This window comes from Rothia nasimurium (assembly GCF_042660305.1).
In the GTDB taxonomy this organism is placed as follows: domain Bacteria; phylum Actinomycetota; class Actinomycetes; order Actinomycetales; family Micrococcaceae; genus Rothia; species Rothia nasimurium.
Genome location: NZ_JBHSTW010000006.1, coordinates 101,829 through 119,794, shown reverse-complemented (window position 1 = coordinate 119,794; position 17,966 = coordinate 101,829). Strand labels below are relative to the sequence as shown.

Annotated in this window: 16 protein-coding genes and 1 tRNA gene; 15 read left to right on the top strand and 2 right to left on the bottom strand. The window is 61.2% G+C overall.

The features are described from left to right. Positions 1–30: 30 nt before the first annotated feature. Positions 31–711, bottom strand: a complete 681-nt coding sequence (locus ACFP6B_RS02755; protein ID WP_346874262.1) for a GntR family transcriptional regulator — start codon at positions 709–711, stop codon at positions 31–33. A 250-nt stretch (positions 712–961) separates the two neighbouring features. Here ACFP6B_RS02755 and ACFP6B_RS02750 point away from each other — a divergent pair, with 250 nt between their 5' ends. From ACFP6B_RS02750 to ACFP6B_RS02680, 15 genes are all read left to right on the top strand, one after another. Next, positions 962–2,872, top strand: coding sequence for a propionyl-CoA synthetase (locus tag ACFP6B_RS02750; RefSeq protein WP_377126510.1), 1,911 nt, complete (start codon positions 962–964; stop codon positions 2,870–2,872). A 225-nt stretch (positions 2,873–3,097) separates the two neighbouring features. After that, positions 3,098–3,769: a hypothetical protein gene (locus ACFP6B_RS02745; RefSeq protein WP_377126507.1), complete on the top strand. Its 672-nt coding sequence runs from the start codon at positions 3,098–3,100 to the stop codon at positions 3,767–3,769. 78 nt (positions 3,770–3,847) lie between these two features. Further along, a complete protein-coding gene (locus ACFP6B_RS02740; RefSeq protein WP_237236622.1) occupies positions 3,848–4,282 on the top strand; it encodes an Rrf2 family transcriptional regulator in 435 nt (144 codons plus the stop codon). 31 nt (positions 4,283–4,313) lie between these two features. Continuing rightward, a complete protein-coding gene (locus tag ACFP6B_RS02735; protein ID WP_377126503.1) occupies positions 4,314–5,315 on the top strand; it encodes an NADP-dependent oxidoreductase in 1,002 nt (333 codons plus the stop codon). 12 nt (positions 5,316–5,327) lie between these two features. Next, positions 5,328–6,182 carry an alpha/beta fold hydrolase gene (locus ACFP6B_RS02730; protein WP_377126500.1) on the top strand — a complete coding sequence of 285 codons (855 nt, stop codon included), beginning with the start codon at positions 5,328–5,330 and terminating at the stop codon, positions 6,180–6,182. Positions 6,183–6,210: 28 nt separating this feature from the next. Further along, on the top strand, positions 6,211–6,984 hold the full coding sequence (locus ACFP6B_RS02725) for a strictosidine synthase (RefSeq protein ID WP_377126497.1): 774 nt from the start codon (positions 6,211–6,213) through the stop codon (positions 6,982–6,984). Positions 6,985–7,189: 205 nt separating this feature from the next. Continuing rightward, positions 7,190–8,050 carry a ParA family protein gene (locus ACFP6B_RS02720; protein ID WP_237185541.1) on the top strand — a complete coding sequence of 287 codons (861 nt, stop codon included), beginning with the start codon at positions 7,190–7,192 and terminating at the stop codon, positions 8,048–8,050. A 151-nt stretch (positions 8,051–8,201) separates the two neighbouring features. Then, on the top strand, positions 8,202–9,032 hold the full coding sequence (locus ACFP6B_RS02715; RefSeq protein ID WP_377126494.1) for a segregation and condensation protein A: 831 nt from the start codon (positions 8,202–8,204) through the stop codon (positions 9,030–9,032). Next, positions 9,029–9,832 (top strand): SMC-Scp complex subunit ScpB, encoded by an 804-nt coding sequence (gene scpB / locus ACFP6B_RS02710; RefSeq protein ID WP_377126491.1) that lies wholly within the window; start codon positions 9,029–9,031, stop codon positions 9,830–9,832. Before ACFP6B_RS02715 ends, scpB begins: the two co-directional genes overlap by 4 nt. A 58-nt stretch (positions 9,833–9,890) precedes the next feature. Beyond that, positions 9,891–10,973: a pseudouridine synthase gene (locus ACFP6B_RS02705; RefSeq protein WP_377126488.1), complete on the top strand. Its 1,083-nt coding sequence runs from the start codon at positions 9,891–9,893 to the stop codon at positions 10,971–10,973. Continuing rightward, positions 10,973–12,127: a prephenate dehydrogenase gene (locus ACFP6B_RS02700; protein WP_377126486.1), complete on the top strand. Its 1,155-nt coding sequence runs from the start codon at positions 10,973–10,975 to the stop codon at positions 12,125–12,127. The genes ACFP6B_RS02705 and ACFP6B_RS02700 overlap by 1 nt, the downstream gene beginning before the upstream one ends. 11 nt (positions 12,128–12,138) lie before the next feature. Then, the gene (cmk, locus tag ACFP6B_RS02695; RefSeq protein WP_377126483.1) at positions 12,139–12,810 is read left to right on the top strand and encodes a (d)CMP kinase; all 672 of its coding nucleotides are present in this window, start codon (positions 12,139–12,141) and stop codon (positions 12,808–12,810) included. 96 nt (positions 12,811–12,906) lie between these two features. Continuing rightward, on the top strand, positions 12,907–14,484 hold the full coding sequence (der, locus tag ACFP6B_RS02690; protein WP_377126480.1) for a ribosome biogenesis GTPase Der: 1,578 nt from the start codon (positions 12,907–12,909) through the stop codon (positions 14,482–14,484). A gap of 137 nt (positions 14,485–14,621) precedes the next feature. Further along, positions 14,622–14,695: transfer RNA gene (locus ACFP6B_RS02685), tRNA-Pro, on the top strand. Positions 14,696–14,956: 261 nt separating this feature from the next. Then, positions 14,957–15,418 carry a hypothetical protein gene (locus ACFP6B_RS02680; RefSeq protein ID WP_377126477.1) on the top strand — a complete coding sequence of 154 codons (462 nt, stop codon included), beginning with the start codon at positions 14,957–14,959 and terminating at the stop codon, positions 15,416–15,418. Between the two features lie 81 nt (positions 15,419–15,499). On the opposite strand, the gene ACFP6B_RS02675 is transcribed toward ACFP6B_RS02680, so the two are convergent. Next, positions 15,500–17,956 carry an ExeM/NucH family extracellular endonuclease gene (locus ACFP6B_RS02675; protein ID WP_377126474.1) on the bottom strand — a complete coding sequence of 819 codons (2,457 nt, stop codon included), beginning with the start codon at positions 17,954–17,956 and terminating at the stop codon, positions 15,500–15,502. Positions 17,957–17,966 lie beyond the last annotated feature (10 nt).

Genomic DNA, 17,966 nt, shown 5'->3' with positions numbered 1-17,966 from the left:
CTACCGGCAGCGGCGCCGGTGAGGGGATTCTTAGGCTGTTGGTTCTGGATGGTTGAAAAGACTGTGTTGGCTCTGAGAGGCTGCGGCCTCTTCGATGGCGTAGAGCGCGTTGGCCAGGTGCAGGCGGGTAGCGGCTTCAGCAAGCTGCGGGTCGCCGGAGGCGATGCAGCGGGCAATCTGGGCGTGCTCTTCAGCCGCCTGCTCTAGCCGGATGGGGTTGGCTTTAGAAAGCTTGCGGATGCGGGTGAGCTGGGTACGCAAGGACGTCTGTGCCTGGTGCAGGTAGCGGTTATCGGCTGCCTGATCGATAGCGGTATCGAGCTCGTCTACGAGGGAGTAGTACTCCGCTAAAGAGGCCTCGCCCCTGTGCAGGGCAAAGGACGCCTCTTCGAAGGCCTGAGCCAGGGCCTTGAAGACCTTGGCGTCGCCCCGTCGGGCAGCGAGCGCAGCTGCGGTGCTGTCGAGCGATGTGCGGAGTTCAAAAAGGGCGTAGACGTTTGCTAGCGATATGGGGGCGACGATGACGCCGCGCCCGGGGGCCGGTTCGGCTAGCCCTTCGGCAAGTAGCCGGGAGATAGCTTCGCGGACGGGCGTGCGGGAGACTCCCAGTCGTTCTGACTGTTCTACTTCTGCAATCACAGAACCCGGAGCGAGCATTCCCTCCATGATGTCGCTGCGGAGGCTCTGGTAGGCCAGTTCGCCAGCTCTCATTGGCTCTCTCCTTTCATGTATCTGTGATGCGTCGCACTGAGGTGTGCAGTTGTGACCACTCTAAAACACCACTCCTGATTTTGTATACAAATAGGGAAAATTTTTCTGGTTAAGCCTGAAATAATGTGTCATTTTCGCTGATTTTGCAAATTTCTGTATACAAACTCTTGCTTAATGTGACCCCTAGCACTAGTTTGGAGTCACTCCCTCCAACAAGCCCACCACCGGCGTCCGTAAAGGAGCATCCCACATGGCAACATACGCTGACACCTACACCCGTAGCATCGAAAACCAAGAAGAATTCTGGCTGGAACAGGCGCAGGCTATCACCTGGTCTACTCAGCCAGCCCGCGCCCTTGAGAGTGAAGCTGCGCCCCTCTACCGCTGGTTCCCCGACGGTACCCTCAACACCTGTTACAACGCAGTTGACCGCCACGTAGAAGCCGGCCACGGCGATCGCACCGCCATCACCTACGACTCAGCCATGCTCGGCACCCGCCAGAACATCACCTACTCAGAACTCAAAGGCGAGGTAGAAAAAATTGCCGGGGCGCTCGCGTCCGCCGGGGTCGAAAAAGGCGACCGCGTGCTCATTTATATGCCCATGATTCCTCAGGCTGCTATGGCCATGCTGGCGGTTGCCCGCCTGGGCGCCGTGCATTCGGTGGTCTTTGGTGGCTTTGCCCCCAACGAACTGGCTAGCCGTATCAACGACTGCTCGCCCACCGTCGTTCTGACCGCTTCTGGCGGTGTGGAACCCAAGCGCCGCATCGAGTACATTCCCGCCGTCGAAAAGGCTATTGAGCTATCACAGACCAAGCCTGCGACCGTGCTGGTCTTCGAACGTGAGGGCTTTGAGAATTCAGTATCTGATGCGGTGCGCCGAGCTGAAGAGAACTCCACCGGCGTGACCTGGCTCGATTGGGGGCAGGCCGTTGAGGTAGCCCAGCCATACGCGCCTGTCGAGGTGAAGGCCACCGACCCTCTCTACATTCTGTACACCTCCGGCACGACCGGCTCTCCCAAGGGTGTAGTGCGCGATAACGGTGGGCACGCCGTGGCTCTGACCTGGACCATGAAAAATATTTACAACGTGGGCCCCGGCGAAGCGATGTGGTGTGCCTCGGATGTGGGCTGGGTTGTGGGCCACTCCTACATTGTCTACGGCCCTCTGCTGGCCGGGGCAACCACCGTTCTGTACGAGGGTAAGCCTGTTGGAACTCCGGACGCCGGTGCCTTCTGGCGGGTTATCCAGGAATCCGGTGCCAAGTCCCTCTTTACAGCTCCTACCGCCCTGCGAGCCATCCGCAAGGCTGACCCTGAAGCTGAGCTGCTCGGCGGCTACGATATTTCCTCCCTGCAGCTGCTCTTCGTTGCCGGTGAGCGCCTGGACCCCGAAACCTACCACTGGGCCACCGAGAAGCTGGGTGTGCCTGTGATTGATAACTGGTGGCAGACCGAAACCGGCTGGGCCATCGCGGCTAACCCCCGCGGCCTGGAAGCCCTGCCTCTGAAGCCCGGTTCTCCGTCCGTTCCTTCCCCCGGCTACAACCTTCAGGTGCTTGACCCGTTTGGCGAGCCTGTCGGCCCCGGCGAAGAGGGCAACCTTGCCATCAAGCTACCCATGCCCCCGGGCACCCTGCCCACCCTCTGGGGCAACGACGACCGCTACATTTCCTCCTACCTCGACGCCTTCCCCGGCTACTACACCACCGGCGACTCTGGCTACATCGACGAGGACGGCTATGTCTTCGTCATGGGGCGCACGGATGACGTCATCAACGTATCGGGCCACCGCCTCTCAACTGGTGCTATGGAACAGGTGCTCGCAGGCCACCCTGCTGTTGCTGAATGTGCTGTGATCGGTGTGGCTGACCAGCTCAAGGGCCAGCGGCCCGCCGGCTACGTGGTGCTTAAGGCCGGCGCCGACATCACCGAAGAACAGCTGGCTGCCGAACTCATCGCCAGCGTGCGCAATGACATCGGTGCGGTAGCCGACTTCAAGGACGTCAAGATTGTGGAGGCCCTGCCCAAGACCCGCTCCGGCAAAATCCTGCGCAAGACCATGCGTCAGATTGCTGACGGGGAACAGTACACTGTTCCCTCCACCATTGAGGACATGAGCGTACTGGACGATATTGCCAAGGTGCTGCGCAGCTAATTTGTGCACTAAGGCTTATATATAAGGGGCTTTGCAGGCTCACGCTCGCTGCTGACCCTCTCGCCTGGTTCGCTTCGCTCACGAGGGCGATTCACGCCAGCCCCGAGCCAGCAGCTTCGCTGTGAGCCTGCTTCACCCCATTCTGTGAATAAGCCCCTTGGCTTACCCTGGCAGGGGTAAAGTGCGAAATGGGTAGGGCTGGTTGCCCATGTCATACTGGTAGCCATGACAACCCTTCTCGCCGCTGCGCCTGCCCTGCTCGGATTGGGACTCATGATGGGCTTTAGCCCCTCGCTCTACAGCATCACCTTTCTGGCGCTCATCAACGACCCCAGCAAAATGCATATTGTCCGCTGGATTAGTGGCGGGATTGTCATGGGGGCTACCGTCCTCGTCCTACTCTTCCGCTTCGTTGACCCAGAGAACCTGATACAGCTGGTTCACAGTGATGCGAGCAAAATCCTCGTGCGAAAGAGCATCGACGCCGGCGCTGCCCTGCTGCTTGCACTATCGGCAGTCCTGCTCTGGACGCGCAGAAACCGCCCCAAGAGGGCACATAAGGTTAAAAACTTACACCTCTCACCCCGGAAAGCTGTGCTAGAAGGCTTTTTGAATTCGGCTATCGGATTGAGCTCGATGGCAACGATGTATATGGTGGGTCGCCTGCTCACAACGGTGAGCCACAACGCGGTTGAATGGGTGCTGGCCTATCTCATCTTTACAGTCGGTATGGTTGGGCCCTACCTGCTACTCGAAGCAAGCTGGGACCGCTTCCCGGGCTTTGCTCACGCTGTCACAGGTGCGCTTACAAGGATTAAGAATGCCAACCTAACCGCTCTCTATAGCCTAATGCTGCTGGTTGGCGCAGTCTTCTTTGGGGTGCTGGCTGTTCGTTAGCTGGGGAAGATTTGATTTGTGTCGATTCGTGCCCTATATTTGTATCTGTTGCTGAAACAAATACAAAAAGGATGTTCTGTGGATACAAAATTCTCGGTCGCCGTACACACCCTGGTCATGCTCTCGGAAGCCGACGACAAACTCACCTCCGAGGCCATAGCAACCAGCGCGGGCACCAACGCCAGCTACATTCGCAAAATCATCTCCCTGCTCAAAAAAGCAGACCTGCTTGACCGCATCCCCGGTAGCTTTGACTACCAGCTCGGTAAGCCGAAAACCGAAATGACCCTGCTCGATATCTACCGGGCCGTTAACCCCAACATCCACATTGATACCCACCAAAACGCCAACCCGGAATGCCCGGTAGGGGGCCACATTAACTCGGTACTCGACCCCATCGCCGCCCGCGCCGAACAGGCCATGGCCGACCAGCTGGCAGGAATCACCCTGGATGCGGTCATCGAAGATATCAGGGCCAGCTACCTAGCAGCCCACCCCAAGACTTATATCTAAAAACATCACCACCCACCCGAAAGAGAAAACCATGAAAGCATTTACCCTCACCTCCTACGCCAATGGCGGTGCCACCCAGTGGGCGGACGTCCCCGCCCCCGTCGCCGGGCCCGGCCAGGTGGTTGTTGGCGTCCGCGCCGCAGGCCTCAACCCGCTTGATGCCATGATTGCCCGCGGTGATTTCAAGCAGCTCCTGCCCTACAAGCTCCCCCTCATCCTGGGGCAGGAAGTCGCCGGGGACGTCCTCGCCGTCGGCAGCGGCGTTACCGACTACGCGGTGGGGGATAAGGTCTTTACCCGCCTGCCCATCGACGCTATTGGTGGCTTCGCCGAGCAGGTCGCTGTAGACGCTGCCCAGGTTGCGCCCATGCCTGCCAATCTGACCTACGCTGAAGCTGCTGGCCTGCCCCTCGTCCTGCTGACCGCTATCCAGGCCTTCACCGAAAAGGCTCCCATCAAGCCCGGCGATAAGGTCTTCATCCAGGGCGGTACCGGCGGGCTGGGATCTATCGCCATTCAGGTTGCCAAGCACCTGGGCGCAACCGTCGCCACCACCGTCAGCACCAAGAACGTAGAGCTGGCTAAGACCCTGGGCGCCGATGTGGTCATCGACTACCGCACCCAGAACTACGAGGAGCACATCTCGGGCTACGACATCGTGCTCGACACCCTGGGTAAGAGGGAAACCACTCGCTCCATGAAGGTACTGGCACCCGGCGGCACCCTGGTGACCGTGGTTGGCGCCCCCGACACCGACTTCGCCGCCCAGCTCGGTAAGAAGGCCCTGACCCCGGTCATGTGGTTCCTCAGCCGAAAGGAGCGGGCTGCTGCCAAGAAGCTCGGCGTGACCTACAAGTTCCTCTTCATGCGGGCCGAGGCAGACCAGCTCAAGAGCTACACCCCCGCCATCGAATCTGGCGCTATTAAGCCCCTGGCCGCCCAGACCCTACCCTTTGACCGCCTGGAAGAAGCCCTCGACCTACTCGCAGCAGGCAAGGGTGGCCCCGGCAAAATCGTCGTTGAAATGAACTAAGGAAGAACCACCATGACCCTGCTCTACCAGCAAGCCCCCAACCAAACCGTCACCGCCGCAGATGGCACCGTCTTCGCCTACCGAGAATTCGGCCAAACCGACAGCACCGCAACCCCGGTCGTCCTCTTCGTCCACCTGGCCGCCACCCTCGAAAACTGGGACCCCCGCCTGGTCGACCAGATCGGCGCCCACCACCGCGTCATTGCCTTTGACAACAAGGGCGTAGGCGGATCCTCCGGCAAGGTTCCCACCTCCATCAAGGGCATGGCAGACCAGGCCCTCAACTTTATCGACGCCATGGGGCTCACCCGTATCAAGCTCTTCTCCTTCTCCCTGGGCGGCTTCATCGCCCAGGAGGTTGTAGAACAGCGCCCCGAACTGGTCGAAAAGCTGGTGCTCACCGGCACCGGCGGACGCGGCGGGGCAGGCATTTCCCAGGTCGTGGGGGTGACTTTCGCCGACATCGCTCGCGCCCTCATTGCCCGCACCGATCCCAAGCGCTACCTCTTCTTCAACCACGACGCCGAAGGCGGCGCAGCTGCCCAGGAGTTCCTGGACTCCATCAACGCCCGCACCCTCGACAAAGATAAGCCCATGAGCACCCTGGGCTTCCTCACCCAGCTAGCCGCCATCTACCGCTGGGGCAAAAAGCCCAAGGCCCAGCTGGCGTCCTTTATCACCATGCCCACCCTCATCGCTAACGGGGATGTCGATCGCATGGTGCCCACCGAAAACTCCTACGAGCTGCACCATCGTATCCCCGGCAGCGAACTGGTGATTTACGAGAACTCCGGCCACGGCGGAGTCTTCCAGTACCACCGGGAATTCGGTGCCAAGCTCGTTGACTTCCTGGCCGATGAAAACTAGCCTGCCCCGGAAGAGATAAGGACCAACTATGGCACAGAACCCCACCTTTACCAAGGAATTTTCGTCTTCTATTCTGCTCTGGATCCGCAAGGGTATGACCGTGCAAGAGGGCAAGGACTACTGGGCTGGCGGGCACGCCCAAATCATTGCCGCCTCCAAGGGTCTCAAGGAATACCGCCAGCTTCATATCAGCGAAACCGAGCACAGCTTCTGGCCAGCCCGACCCGGCCTAGAAACCTCGGTGCGCGCCGACCGCCGAATCAACGGAATAGCTGACGTGACCTTCCAAAGCACCCTGGCAGCTATCGCAGGACGCGAGCAAACAGCCCTGGCCTTCAAAGACGAAATTAACGTCTTCCGCCGCACCCTCATGTATATCGGCCTACCAGGCTCAACCCGCTGGTACACCACCCCGGCGGCAGGCCCCGCTACCCGCTACCGGGACGTCATCTTCTTCCGCCGGGCTGAGGGCGCTCGCGGCAGGGCCTTTAAAAGCTTTATGCACGAGACCCTGGCTCCCACCGTGCTGGGCCACGCTGGTGTGAGTGAACTGCGAACCGAAACCTTCCTGCCCTGGCACAAGAAGACCTGGGACACCCCTAACGTCGCCCACGATAACCCCACAGCAGACCGCTACCACGGCCTGATGGTCATCGGTTTTGAGAGCGAGGCTGCCCGTGCTGATTTCTACGAGCAGGTGGCTCCCCGCATCAACTCCACCGTAGACGGGGTAGTCAGCGCGATTCATAGCTTCGCTATCGAAGACACCAAGGTCTTCGTGGAGGGCGGACGCCGACTGTAGACCCAGCCCGCCAATCAGGACGCCGCCCTCCGCCTTCCTGCCTAGGGGCAGGGGAGTGGGGCGCGGCGTCCTACCCTCCGCACCCTTCACCAGCACCTGGCAACAGGCAAGAGAAAGAAGGCTAGGCGGAGCTGCCGGAGAAGACTTGCACCCACCGGCTAAACTGGTAGGTAAAAGTCTTGAACCCAACCAAAGGTGAAACACAGTGACTGAAACCGGCGCTGAGCAGCTCGGCCCCACCGGCCGCCCCCTGCGCATCTACCCCGACCCCGCCCCCCTCTCCACCCACGGGCCCGCCCGCATCATCTCCATGGTCAACCAAAAGGGCGGCGTCGGAAAAACCACCTCCACCATCAACCTCGGTGCCGCGCTCGCAGAAGCCGGACGCCGCGTCCTACTCGTCGACTTCGACCCCCAGGGCGCGCTGTCCGCCGGTTTCGGCGCCAACCCCCACGAACTCGACCTCACCGTCTACAACGTCATGATGGACCGCAAGGTCGACATCCGCGAGGTTATCCAGAGCACCGAATTCGAGAACATCGACCTGCTCCCCGCCAACATCGACCTCTCCGCAGCCGAAGTGCAGCTGGTCAACGAGGTCGCCCGCGAGCAGGTTCTCGCTAGCGCCCTGCGCAAGGTCGAAAACGACTATGACGTTATCCTGATTGACTGCCAGCCCTCCCTAGGCCTACTCACCGTCAACGCCCTGACCGCTAGCCACGGCGTCATCATCCCGCTCATCTGCGAGTTCTTCGCCCTGCGTGCGGTAGCCCTGCTGGTGGACTCCATTGAAAAGGTGCAGGACCGCCTGAACCCTAAGCTCGAAATCGACGGCGTGCTGGCCACCATGTTCGACTCCCGCACCCTGCACTCAAAAGAGGTGCTGGCCCGCATCGTTGACGCTTTTGGCGACAAGGTCTTCGACACCGTCATCAAGCGCACCGTTAAGTTCCCCGATGCCTCCGTATCGGCAGAACCTATCCTGTCGTACGCCTCGAACCACCCCGGTGCCGAGGCCTACCGCCAGTTGGCCCGCGAGCTGATTTCCCGCGGCGGCGCCCCCTAAACGCACCTGCCCTTATGCTCTAGGCTACTTTTGCCCGTCTGCCCTTGAAGAACCTCGGGGCAGGCGGGCACAATGGTTAAAACACAGTAAAAGAACGGCTCATGAGAAGCCGCCGAATCCTGGCTCAAAGACCCACAGGAGACTCGCTGCCGTGACGGTACCGAACACACTTACCCAGAGCGCCCCTGCGCCCTTTACGCTCACTCTGAGCAACTTCGAAGGCCCCTTCGACCTGCTGCTCACCCTGATTTCCCGCCGTAAACTCGATATCACCGATATTGCGCTGGCCGAAGTCACCGACGAATTTCTCACCTACATCCGCCCCCTGCTTGAAGACGGCAGCGACGCCGCCCTCAATACCGCAAGCGACTTCCTCGTCACCGCTTCCACCCTGCTCGAACTCAAAACAGCGCGACTGCTCCCGCGTAGCGACAAAGCTCTAGCCGCCAACCCCGACCTGCTTGAAGCCCGCGACCTGCTCTTTGCCCGCCTGCTTCAGTACCGGGCCTACCGCGAGGTGGCAAGTGTGCTCGAAGAGCGCTTCACCGCAGAAAATCAGCGCTTTTCCCGCACCGTAGCCCTTGAACCGGCCTTCACCAAGGTACTACCCGAGCTGGTCTTCGATCTGACCCCGCAGGCTTTTGCTGAGATTGCCGCCCGCGCCCTGCGCCTGCACGAAGACCCCGATATCGAGCCGGAACCCGAGCACATCGACACCGGCCACATCTACACCCCGGCCACCACCATCGCCGCCGAAGAAGCGATACTGCTGGCCAAGCTGGGGGAGAGCGGTGGGCAGTTGAGCTTCGCCGAGGCCTGTGCGGACGCTGCCAGCCGCGAAGTCGTGGCCGTCCGTTTTCTTGCGGTTCTAGAACTCTATAAAGAGGGCAAACTCGCCGTAGAACAGAGCCAGGCCCTGGGCCCCATCACCCTGCGCCTTGAAAGCTCAGCAACCGCCCACCGGGAAGGAGAGACAGAATGAGCGGGAACCCCGACTACACCGACGATGACCTCAAGATTCTGCTCTCCGGCAGCTGGGACGCTGAACCGGAGCCGGAGCCCGAAGCTGAGCCAGCACCGCAGCCCGAGCCAGTACCAGAAGAAACCTCCCCGGTAGCACCCCAACCCGTTACCAAGCCAGCGAAAGCCGCTCCGCAGGTGGCGGCGTCCGCCCACGAACTCAACCGAGTTGAGCTCCAGCCCGGCGGCGTGAAAGCCGCTATCGAGGCGATTTTGGCGGTAGCCGATGTGCCGGTGAGCGTCCGCGAGTTCGCGGCGGCCCTGATCGTCTCAGAACGAGCCATTGAAACCGCCCTCGACGAGCTGATGCGCGACTACAACGGCTACGACGATGCCACCGGCACCCACGAGCCCCGCGGCTTTGAGCTCCGCCAAGTGGCAGGTGGCTGGCGGCTCTACTCCCGGGCTGATTTTTCACCCTGGGTCAGCCGGTTCGTGGTGGGCGCCCAGACCGTCAAACTCACCAAGGCAGCCCTTGAAACCCTGGCCGTCATCGCCTATCAGCAACCGGCCACCAGGGCCTATATCGCCCAGGTACGCGGGGTTTCGGCAGATGCGGCGGTGCGCAACCTCCTACAGCGCGGCCTCATCACCGAGACCGTGCCCGATGAAACCGGGGCCACCCAGTACATCACCACCGACACCCTGCTTGAAAAGCTGGGGCTGAACTCCCTTGACGAGCTTCCCGCCCTGGCCCCCTACCTGCCCGACCCCCACGAGGTGGGTAGCAGCACCACCCTAGACTTGGATGACCCCAGCTAGCGCACGAGCTAGCTGCGGCATCACCAGAAACTACGACACAGAGGAAAGAGAAAAAGAAATGGCATACGGAAACAACTCATCACGAGGTAACTCAAACCGCGGCGGCCGCCCCGGTGCAGGCAAAGCAGGAGCCGGACGCGGCGGCAAGGGTTTCGCCGGCGCTGGCAAGGGCGGAGCCGGTAAGGGCGGCTCAGGCCGCTCAGGTTTCGCCGGTAACAAGGGCGCTAAGCCCGGCACTCCCGGCGGCCCCCGCAAGGCAGGCACCGGCAGGGGGCCCAAGTTCCGCTCAGGCCAGCCCTTTGCCAAGGAAATGGGCGAGTTCCGCCCCGCCAACCGCGGCTCCAAGAACTTTGGCCCCCACCGTCCGCGCCGCCCCAAGAACGCACCCGTAGACCACTACCCCTTCTACGACCACGAGGGCGTGCGCCTACAGAAAATCATGGCCTCAGCCGGTGTAGCCTCCCGCCGCGTCTGCGAAGAAATGATCGAAGAAGGCCGCGTCACCGTCAACGACACCCTCGTGACCGAACTGGGTGTGCGCGTCAACCCCGATAAGGTCACCATCCAGGTCGACGGCATGACCATCCAGACCAACGACAAACTGGTCTACATGGTCCTGAACAAGCCCGCCGGCGTTGTTTCAGCCATGGACGACCCCGACGGCCGCCCCAATATCTCCAACTTCCTGCGCTCCTCCATGACCGAACGCGTCTTCCACGTGGGCCGACTGGACGTTGAAACCGAAGGTTTGCTCCTGCTGACCAACGACGGCGAACTAGCCAACCGCCTGACCCACCCCTCCTACGAGGTACCCAAGACCTACCTGGTGCAGGTACCCGGCCCCATGGAACCCGGTATCGGCGCAGCCATGAAGAAGGGGCTACGCCTGGAGGACGGCGTCACCCGCGTCGACGAGTTCAAGCTGGTGGATTCCACCCCCGGCCACGTACTCGTTGAAGTCACCATCCACTCCGGCAAGAACCGCATTATCCGCCGCATGTTCGAGCACGTCGGCTACCCCGTCGAAAAGCTGGTCCGCGTCGAAATGGGCCCCATCCACATCGGCTCCCAAAAGCAGGGCACCGTCCGCAACCTCTCCAAGGTCGAAATCGGTAAGCTGCTGGCCTCGGTAGGTATGTAATGAGCGGAGCAACCCCCGCTTTTGACTCCCACCTGTACGGCCCCGTCCTGGTAATTGGCGCGGGCCTGCTGGGTTCCTCCATCGGGCTGGGCCTAAGCAACCGCGGCTACACGGTCTACATCTCCGATATCTCACCCACCACCGAAGCCGTCGCCGAAGACATCGGCGCCGGAACCTCCCTACGGGCCCTAGCCAGCGAATGGCAAGGGAAAACAGGGCAGGACGCCCCCGACCAGCTGGAACTTACCCCTCAGCTGGTCGTCGTGGCGGCACCCCCGGACGTCACCGCCGACCTGGTGGTGCGCGCGCTCGCCGACTACCCGGCGTCCTTTGTCATCGACATAGCCTCGGTGAAGTCGGGTATCTTGAGCGCGGTGCGGGAAGCAGGGGCCGATGTGAGCCGCTACCTGGGCACCCACCCCATGGCCGGGCGCGAAAAATCGGGCCCCGTGGCTGCTCGCGGTGAGCTCTTCTCAGCCCGCCCCTGGGTGCTCTGCGACCATGAGACCGTGCGCCCCGAACTGATCAAGGTAGCCCAGCAGCTGGCAACCGAACTGGGCTCAACCATCACCCATATGGATGTGGAAGAGCACGACCGTACCGTCGCCCTGATTTCCCACGTTCCCCAGGTGATGAGTTCCCTGCTGGCCTCCCGCCTGCAGGACACCCCCCTCTATGCCCTCGGCCTGGCCGGGCAGGGCCTGCGCGACACTACCCGTATCGCGGCATCGGACCCCGGACTGTGGGTGCAGATTCTTTCGGCTAACGCGGAGCCTGTGGTACAGACCCTTTACGGGGTGCGCGAGGACCTAGAGCGTCTGATTAGCACCCTGGAAGCCCCCACAGCAGCCGGAGCTCGCCTCGATATCGCCCAGCTCATGAGCGAGGGTAACTCGGGTGTGGCCCGCATACCCGGCAAGCACGGCGGCTCACCGTCCGCCTTTGCCCAGCTGACCGTGCTGGTGGACGACACCCCCGGTACCCTGGCCCGTCTGCTAGCTGAAATCGGCGAATTGGGCGTCAACCTGGAGGACCTGCGCCTGGAACACTCAACCGGTGCCCAGGTCGGTATGGCCGAAATTTCGGTCAACCCCAATGAACACGAAAAACTCATCGAAGACCTCACCAGCCGCGGCTGGAAGGTCGTCAAGTAAGGAAGAAAACTATGTCTGACAAGCTCGTGATCGCCATTGACGGCCCTTCTGGCTCCGGCAAGTCCTCGGTCTCTAAGGCCGTGGCCCGCCACTACGGGCTCGAATACCTCGACACCGGCGCTATGTACCGCGCCCTGACCTGGTACTGCCTAGACACTCAGGTCAACACCGAGGACGCCGCAGCCCTGGTTGCTGCCGCCCGCAGCTTCCCCTACGTGCAGGGCACCAGCCCCGACGAAGAAATCATCGAAGTCGGGGGAGTAGACGTGCGCGAGGCTATCCGCGAACCCCGCATCTCTGAGGCTGTTTCTGCTGTTGCCTCGAATATGGACGTCCGTCAGATCTTGATTGACCTGCAGCGGGACTTCATCGCCCGCTCTAAGACCGGCATGGTGGCAGAAGGCCGCGACATCACCACCGTCGTTGCCCCCGACGCCGACGCCCGCGTCCTGCTCACCGCCAGCGAAGAAGTGCGCCTTGCCCGCCGCGGCCTGCAACTGGGTGGCACCCAGAACTCTGAGCAGCTCGCAGCCCAGGTATCAGCCCGCGATGCTAAAGACTCCAAGGTCACCAGCTTCACCGAAGCCGCCGAAGGCGTAGCCCTCGTTGATTCGTCAGAACTCAACTTCGAAGAAACCATCGCAGCGGTCATTGAAGCCGTCGAAGGTCAACTCAAGCGCTAACGACCGGGCGGCGTGCAGGCGTCCGCCCCACCGTGAACTAAACTTATCTACCAACGCACCGGCACCCGCCGGAAACCACCACAGGAGGTATCGCCCATGAGCGACGAACTCACCCCCCACGACGACTACGAGGTCAAGTTCCTTGGCGGCGGCGACGATGACGTATCGGACCGCCTAGCCGAAATTGACGACGAAACCGCAGACCAGCGCGCCGAAGCCCTGCTCGCTGGCCTCGAAGACTACGACCTGGACGAAGAAGACCGCGCCCTGCTCGGTTCCTGGGGCTTCGACATCGACGAGGACGACAACCAGGAAGCTGACCCCGTCGTCGCCATCGTCGGCCGCCCCAACGTCGGTAAGTCCACCATCATTAACCGAATCCTTGGCCGCCGCGAAGCCGTGGTTGAAGACAAGCCCGGTGTGACCCGCGACCGTGTCTCCTACAAGGCCGAACACAACGGCAAGGACTTCACCCTGGTCGATACCGGCGGTTGGGAAGCCGACGCCAAGGGTATCGACGCGCAGGTCGCGGCTCAAGCCGAAATCGCTGTAGCCCACGCCGACGTCGTCCTGCTCGTGGTAGATGCCATGGTCGGTATTTCAGCCACCGACGAAGCGATTGTGCGTATGCTCCGCCGTGTCGACAAGCCGATTCTGCTGGTTGCCAACAAGGTCGATACCGAGCACCAGGAAGCAGAAATCCACGCCCTGTGGTCCCTCGGCATGGGCCAGCCCCACCCCGTCTCCGGCGTTCACGGCCGCGGTCTGGCCGACATGCTCGACGCCATGATGGAGGTGCTGCCCGAGCACTCCCAGTACGCCGAGCCCGAGGCCCTGGGTGGCCCCCGCCGTATCGCCCTGATCGGTCGCCCTAACGTGGGCAAGTCCTCCCTGCTCAACAAGCTGGCCGGTGAAGAACGCGCCGTGGTCAACGACCTGGCTGGCACCACCCGCGACCCCGTGGACGAAATCGTTGAACTGGGCGGCCGCCCCTGGCGCTTTGTTGATACCGCAGGTATCCGCCGCCGCCAGCACATGGCCAAGGGCGCAGACTTCTACGCCTCCCTGCGTACCCAGACCGCTATTGAGCGTGCTGAGGTTGCCGTGGTGCTCCTGGACGTTTCAGAACCCCTGAGCGAGCAGGACGTCCGCATCGTGCAGATGGCTGTTGACTCCGGCCGAGCCATGGTCCTGGCCTTCAACAAGTGGGACACCCTTGACGAAGACCGCCGCGAAATGCTCGAACGCGAGATTGAGCGCGACCTGGCCCACGTGAAGTGGGCACCTCGCGTCAACATCTCAGCCAAGACCGGCTGGCACAAGGACAAGCTGGTTCCCGCCCTGGAACACTCCCTGGAATCCTGGGACTCCCGCATCCCCACCGGTCGCCTGAACGCCTTCCTGGGTGAAATCGTGGCAGCCCACCCCCACCCCCTGCGCGGTGGTAAGCAGCCCCGTATCCTCTTCGGTACCCAGGTTTCCTCCCGCCCGCCCAAGTTCGTTCTCTTCACCACCGGCTTCCTCGATCCCGGCTACCGCCGCTTCATCGCCCGCCGCCTGCGTGAAACCTTCGACTTCACCGGCACCCCCATCGACATCACTATGCGCGTGCGTGAGCGCCGCAGCCTGGGGGAGCGCCAGAGCGGTAAATCAGGTAAGGGCGGACGCCGCTAACACCGACCTATTTGAAGTGTGACCTAAAACGCTCCAAAAAAGCCTCAAAAACCCGGTTTTCGATTTTGCACTCTCTCAAAGAGGTGTGTATAGTTATACGAGTGCTCAAGGGAACAGTAAAGTTCACGAGAGACAATCGGGTTGTGGCGCAGCTTGGTAGCGCACTTGACTGGGGGTCAAGGGGTCGCAGGTTCAAATCCTGTCAACCCGACAGATAAAGCTCCGGCCACTAGGGTAAAACCTAGTGGCCGGAGTTTTTTGTTACCTAAAGAGTGGGGCTAGCTGGTGAAGCTGCCCTGTGGATATCGCTTACCGGGCGTCATAGTCGCGTCACGGCTCCACCGTTTTCGGGGAGGTGCGGACGCCCGCACCCCGGGTTTTCCTGGAAAATACGGGGTAGGTGCGGTTACAGGGTTATCCACAGGCTGCCCCTGCCTGTACTGGTCAGCCCTGGTTTTTCTAGCCTAGTGGCATGACTCAGCTAGAAGAACTCAACCAGAAACTGCTCACCTGCCAGCAGCTCACCGCCCGTTACCCTAACCGTTACCAGCTTGAGGCCGCAATAGCGCGGGGGCTCTACCGGCGGGTAGCACGCGGTTTTTACCTGCACCGCACCGACTGGGATAGTCTCACGCCGGAAGAAGTCTATCTTGCCCGGGTACTGGCCCTGGCGGCGTCCTACCCCGGAATTATCTTCTCCCACCAGACAGCCGCCCTGCTCCACGGGTTGCCCCTAGAAAGCCTGCCCGAGACTGTACATGTCTACTGCTACCACCGTACCCGCGCCAAAGACTACACCGTGCACCACGGGGAGCTGCACCTGCCTACCGATACCACCGTGCTCGCCCCGGGCATCCGCATCACCAGCCTGGAGAGAACCCTCACCGATTTGGCAGAGAAGCCGAGCACACAGCGCTACCGCATCAAACTATAAAGAACCGCCTGCCCCGAAGTAGCCGGAGCAGGCGGTCGTACTGCTATCTAGTAGCACTCACAGGCAGGTGTAAGGCAACTGCTACTTGTTGTGAGCGTAGCGGTAGATAAACGCGGCCATGGCATCGCGCTTAATAGGCTCGTAGGGGCGGAAGGTGCCGTCGCCCCACCCCGTGGTGATACCGCGAGAACGCAGCCACATAATTTCACGGTAGAAAATGGTGCTCTCGGGAACATCCACAAACTGTGACCCCTTAGGTGCTACATAGTAGGGCTTACCCGCGTAGCGGTAGAAGAAGGCCGCCATGGCATCGCGCTTAATGGGTTCGAAGGGGCGGAAGGTGCCGTCGCCCCAGCCAGTGGTAATACCCTCAGCCTTGAGCCACTCAATTTCCTTGTAGAAGGGGTGGGTCTGGTCTACGTCCTTGAAAGAGGGGGTCTCGGGGGCCTCGAAGGTGGGGGAGCCCGCTAGACGGTAGAAGAAAGCGGCTGTAGCTCCGCGGTCAATATGGTCGTAGGGGCGGAAGGTGCCGTCTGCCCAGCCGGTTGTGATGCGCTGCTGAGCCAGCCACATAATTTCACGGTAGAAAATATCGGCTTCGGTAACATCAACAAAAGAAATCGGCTCGGGAGTCAGGTTCATACCGACCAGCAGGGGGTCGTGGTCTGATGAACGGAACTCGTTAGCCTCGTAGAAATCGGTGATGTTGCTGTTGTAGCGGCTGTATTCGAGCGCCACGGACTCAACAGAGTTGATGTTCCAGACCTGGGCGCTCTCTACCTTCTCAGCCAGGGCAGGGGAAGCCAGAATATGATCGAGCGAGCCAACGCGACCGCCGTACAGGTAGGTATGGCCAGCGTCGTACTTCTCACCCAGGTTGGTGTAACCGGCAGAGTAGAGTACCTGCATGGGGTCCTCCTGGGTGTAGGAGTTGAAGTCACCCAGCAGCATGATGTTCTGGGTGCCGTGCCGTTCACCCTGGGCCGCAGCGAAGTTCACCAGAGCCTGGGCCTGGGCGACGCGAGAAGCGTTGGAGCTACCCTGGCCGTCATTCTGGTCAGCATCGGCGCCGCTACCGGAGCCCTTGGACTTGAAGTGGTTAACAACAGCTACAAAGACATCGTCACCGCTGGTTGCTGCTGAACCTGCGGGTACAAAAGCTTGGGCTAGGGGCTGGCGGGCATTAGAGAAAGCTGCATCATCGAGAATTGCGGACTCACCGACCGGTTTGACCTCAGCGGGCTGGTAGATGAAGGCGGTGCGAATGACGTCCTCGCTGGCAGGCAGAGCACTGGGGGAAGCAACAGCCGCCCACTTTTCGTAACCGGCGTCCTTATTGAGCTCTTCAACCAGCTTGTTGAGGGCGATATCGCGGTTATCGTGACCGGTGGCTAGTGTGTTCTCGATTTCTTCTAGGGAGAGCACAGAAGTATCAATCTTGTTGATAGCCTGAACAATCTTTGACTGCTGGCGTTCGAAGCTAGCTAGGGTAGCTGCCCCTCGTACCGCGCAGCTGCCGCTGACGGTGATGGGGTTTTTCTCGCGGTCGGTGTAGAACTTGCAGCCTGCGACGGTGTCGCCCACGGTGGTGAAGTAGTTGAGGACGTTGAAGCTAGAGATGCTGTGCTCGCTTGCTACCTCAGGGGCCGCTGTGCGGGTGTTGGACCAGGACGCCGGCAACGCAGCGGGGTCAGTTGCGCCGTTGACCGGAGCGGTGGGCTGCAGACGCCAGGCGTTGAAAGAGTAGCCCAGAACAACCGGGTTGTTGAAGCTGACGGCAGCTCCGACGCGCAGCGGGTTGCTGGTGGAGACATAGGGCAGCGGGGTGCCGTTGCCTGCTCGGCTGTAATCCACGGTTGCACCGTCATCGAGCAGAAGAACCTTAGCCGCATTATCTGTTTCGTAGGCGAGGGCTGCTGTGCCGGGGGCTACAACGTCGGTTGCGGTGCGCAGGGCCTGGGTGCCGTTGACAAGGCCAACTTCACCGTAGCGGTTGGTGTTGTAGTTATCGGTGACGGTGATATCGCCGGTGGGCTGTAGGAGCATGCCTTCGAGGGCTTCACGGGCCTCTTCACCCTCAGGTAGCTGGCCGGTCACCGGGGCGACAGGGGCAAAGGGGACAGCAAGGACGGTGAGGTCAGCCGCGCGGGACACCGTAATCTGGGTTTGCCCATTATATTCAGAAACTGCGCCGGTTACTTCAACGAGGTCGCCCTGAGAAACCTGCGCTACGGTGGAGGGGGAGTAAACGAAGATGCCGTCAGAAGCACCCGGAGTGCGGTTCTCTGCACCTGTTCCCTCGGTCTGAATAAAGTAGCCGCGTAGGCCGCCCTCGGCATAGACGGCTGTGACGACACCGCGGGTAGTGACGCTTTGACCGGCGAGCGGGCTGGTAGCTCCGGTGCCCTGGATGGTAGCAATCGAGGTGAGCTCGGCAGCTTGGGCCGGAAGGGCCGTGAGTAGGGGAGTCAGTGTGGCGGTGGAGGCAAGAAGAGCAAGCGCCGTACGGTGGTGTGATAGGCGTCGGAAATCAGGCATGAGAATCCTT

Excerpts from the sequence above, each read along its gene's own strand:
- ACFP6B_RS02755 (WP_346874262.1), bottom strand. The coding sequence starts at position 711 with ATGAGAGCTGGCGAACTGGCCTACCAGAGCCTCCGCAGCGACATCATG.
- ACFP6B_RS02750 (WP_377126510.1), top strand. The coding sequence starts at position 962 with ATGGCAACATACGCTGACACCTACACCCGTAGCATCGAAAACCAAGAA.
- ACFP6B_RS02745 (WP_377126507.1), top strand. The coding sequence starts at position 3,098 with ATGACAACCCTTCTCGCCGCTGCGCCTGCCCTGCTCGGATTGGGACTC.
- ACFP6B_RS02735 (WP_377126503.1), top strand. The coding sequence starts at position 4,314 with ATGAAAGCATTTACCCTCACCTCCTACGCCAATGGCGGTGCCACCCAG.
- ACFP6B_RS02730 (WP_377126500.1), top strand. The coding sequence starts at position 5,328 with ATGACCCTGCTCTACCAGCAAGCCCCCAACCAAACCGTCACCGCCGCA.
- ACFP6B_RS02725 (WP_377126497.1), top strand. The coding sequence starts at position 6,211 with ATGGCACAGAACCCCACCTTTACCAAGGAATTTTCGTCTTCTATTCTG.
- scpB (WP_377126491.1), top strand. The coding sequence starts at position 9,029 with ATGAGCGGGAACCCCGACTACACCGACGATGACCTCAAGATTCTGCTC.
- ACFP6B_RS02705 (WP_377126488.1), top strand. The coding sequence starts at position 9,891 with ATGGCATACGGAAACAACTCATCACGAGGTAACTCAAACCGCGGCGGC.
- ACFP6B_RS02700 (WP_377126486.1), top strand. The coding sequence starts at position 10,973 with ATGAGCGGAGCAACCCCCGCTTTTGACTCCCACCTGTACGGCCCCGTC.
- cmk (WP_377126483.1), top strand. The coding sequence starts at position 12,139 with ATGTCTGACAAGCTCGTGATCGCCATTGACGGCCCTTCTGGCTCCGGC.
- der (WP_377126480.1), top strand. The coding sequence starts at position 12,907 with ATGAGCGACGAACTCACCCCCCACGACGACTACGAGGTCAAGTTCCTT.
- ACFP6B_RS02680 (WP_377126477.1), top strand. The coding sequence starts at position 14,957 with ATGACTCAGCTAGAAGAACTCAACCAGAAACTGCTCACCTGCCAGCAG.
- ACFP6B_RS02675 (WP_377126474.1), bottom strand. The coding sequence starts at position 17,956 with ATGCCTGATTTCCGACGCCTATCACACCACCGTACGGCGCTTGCTCTT.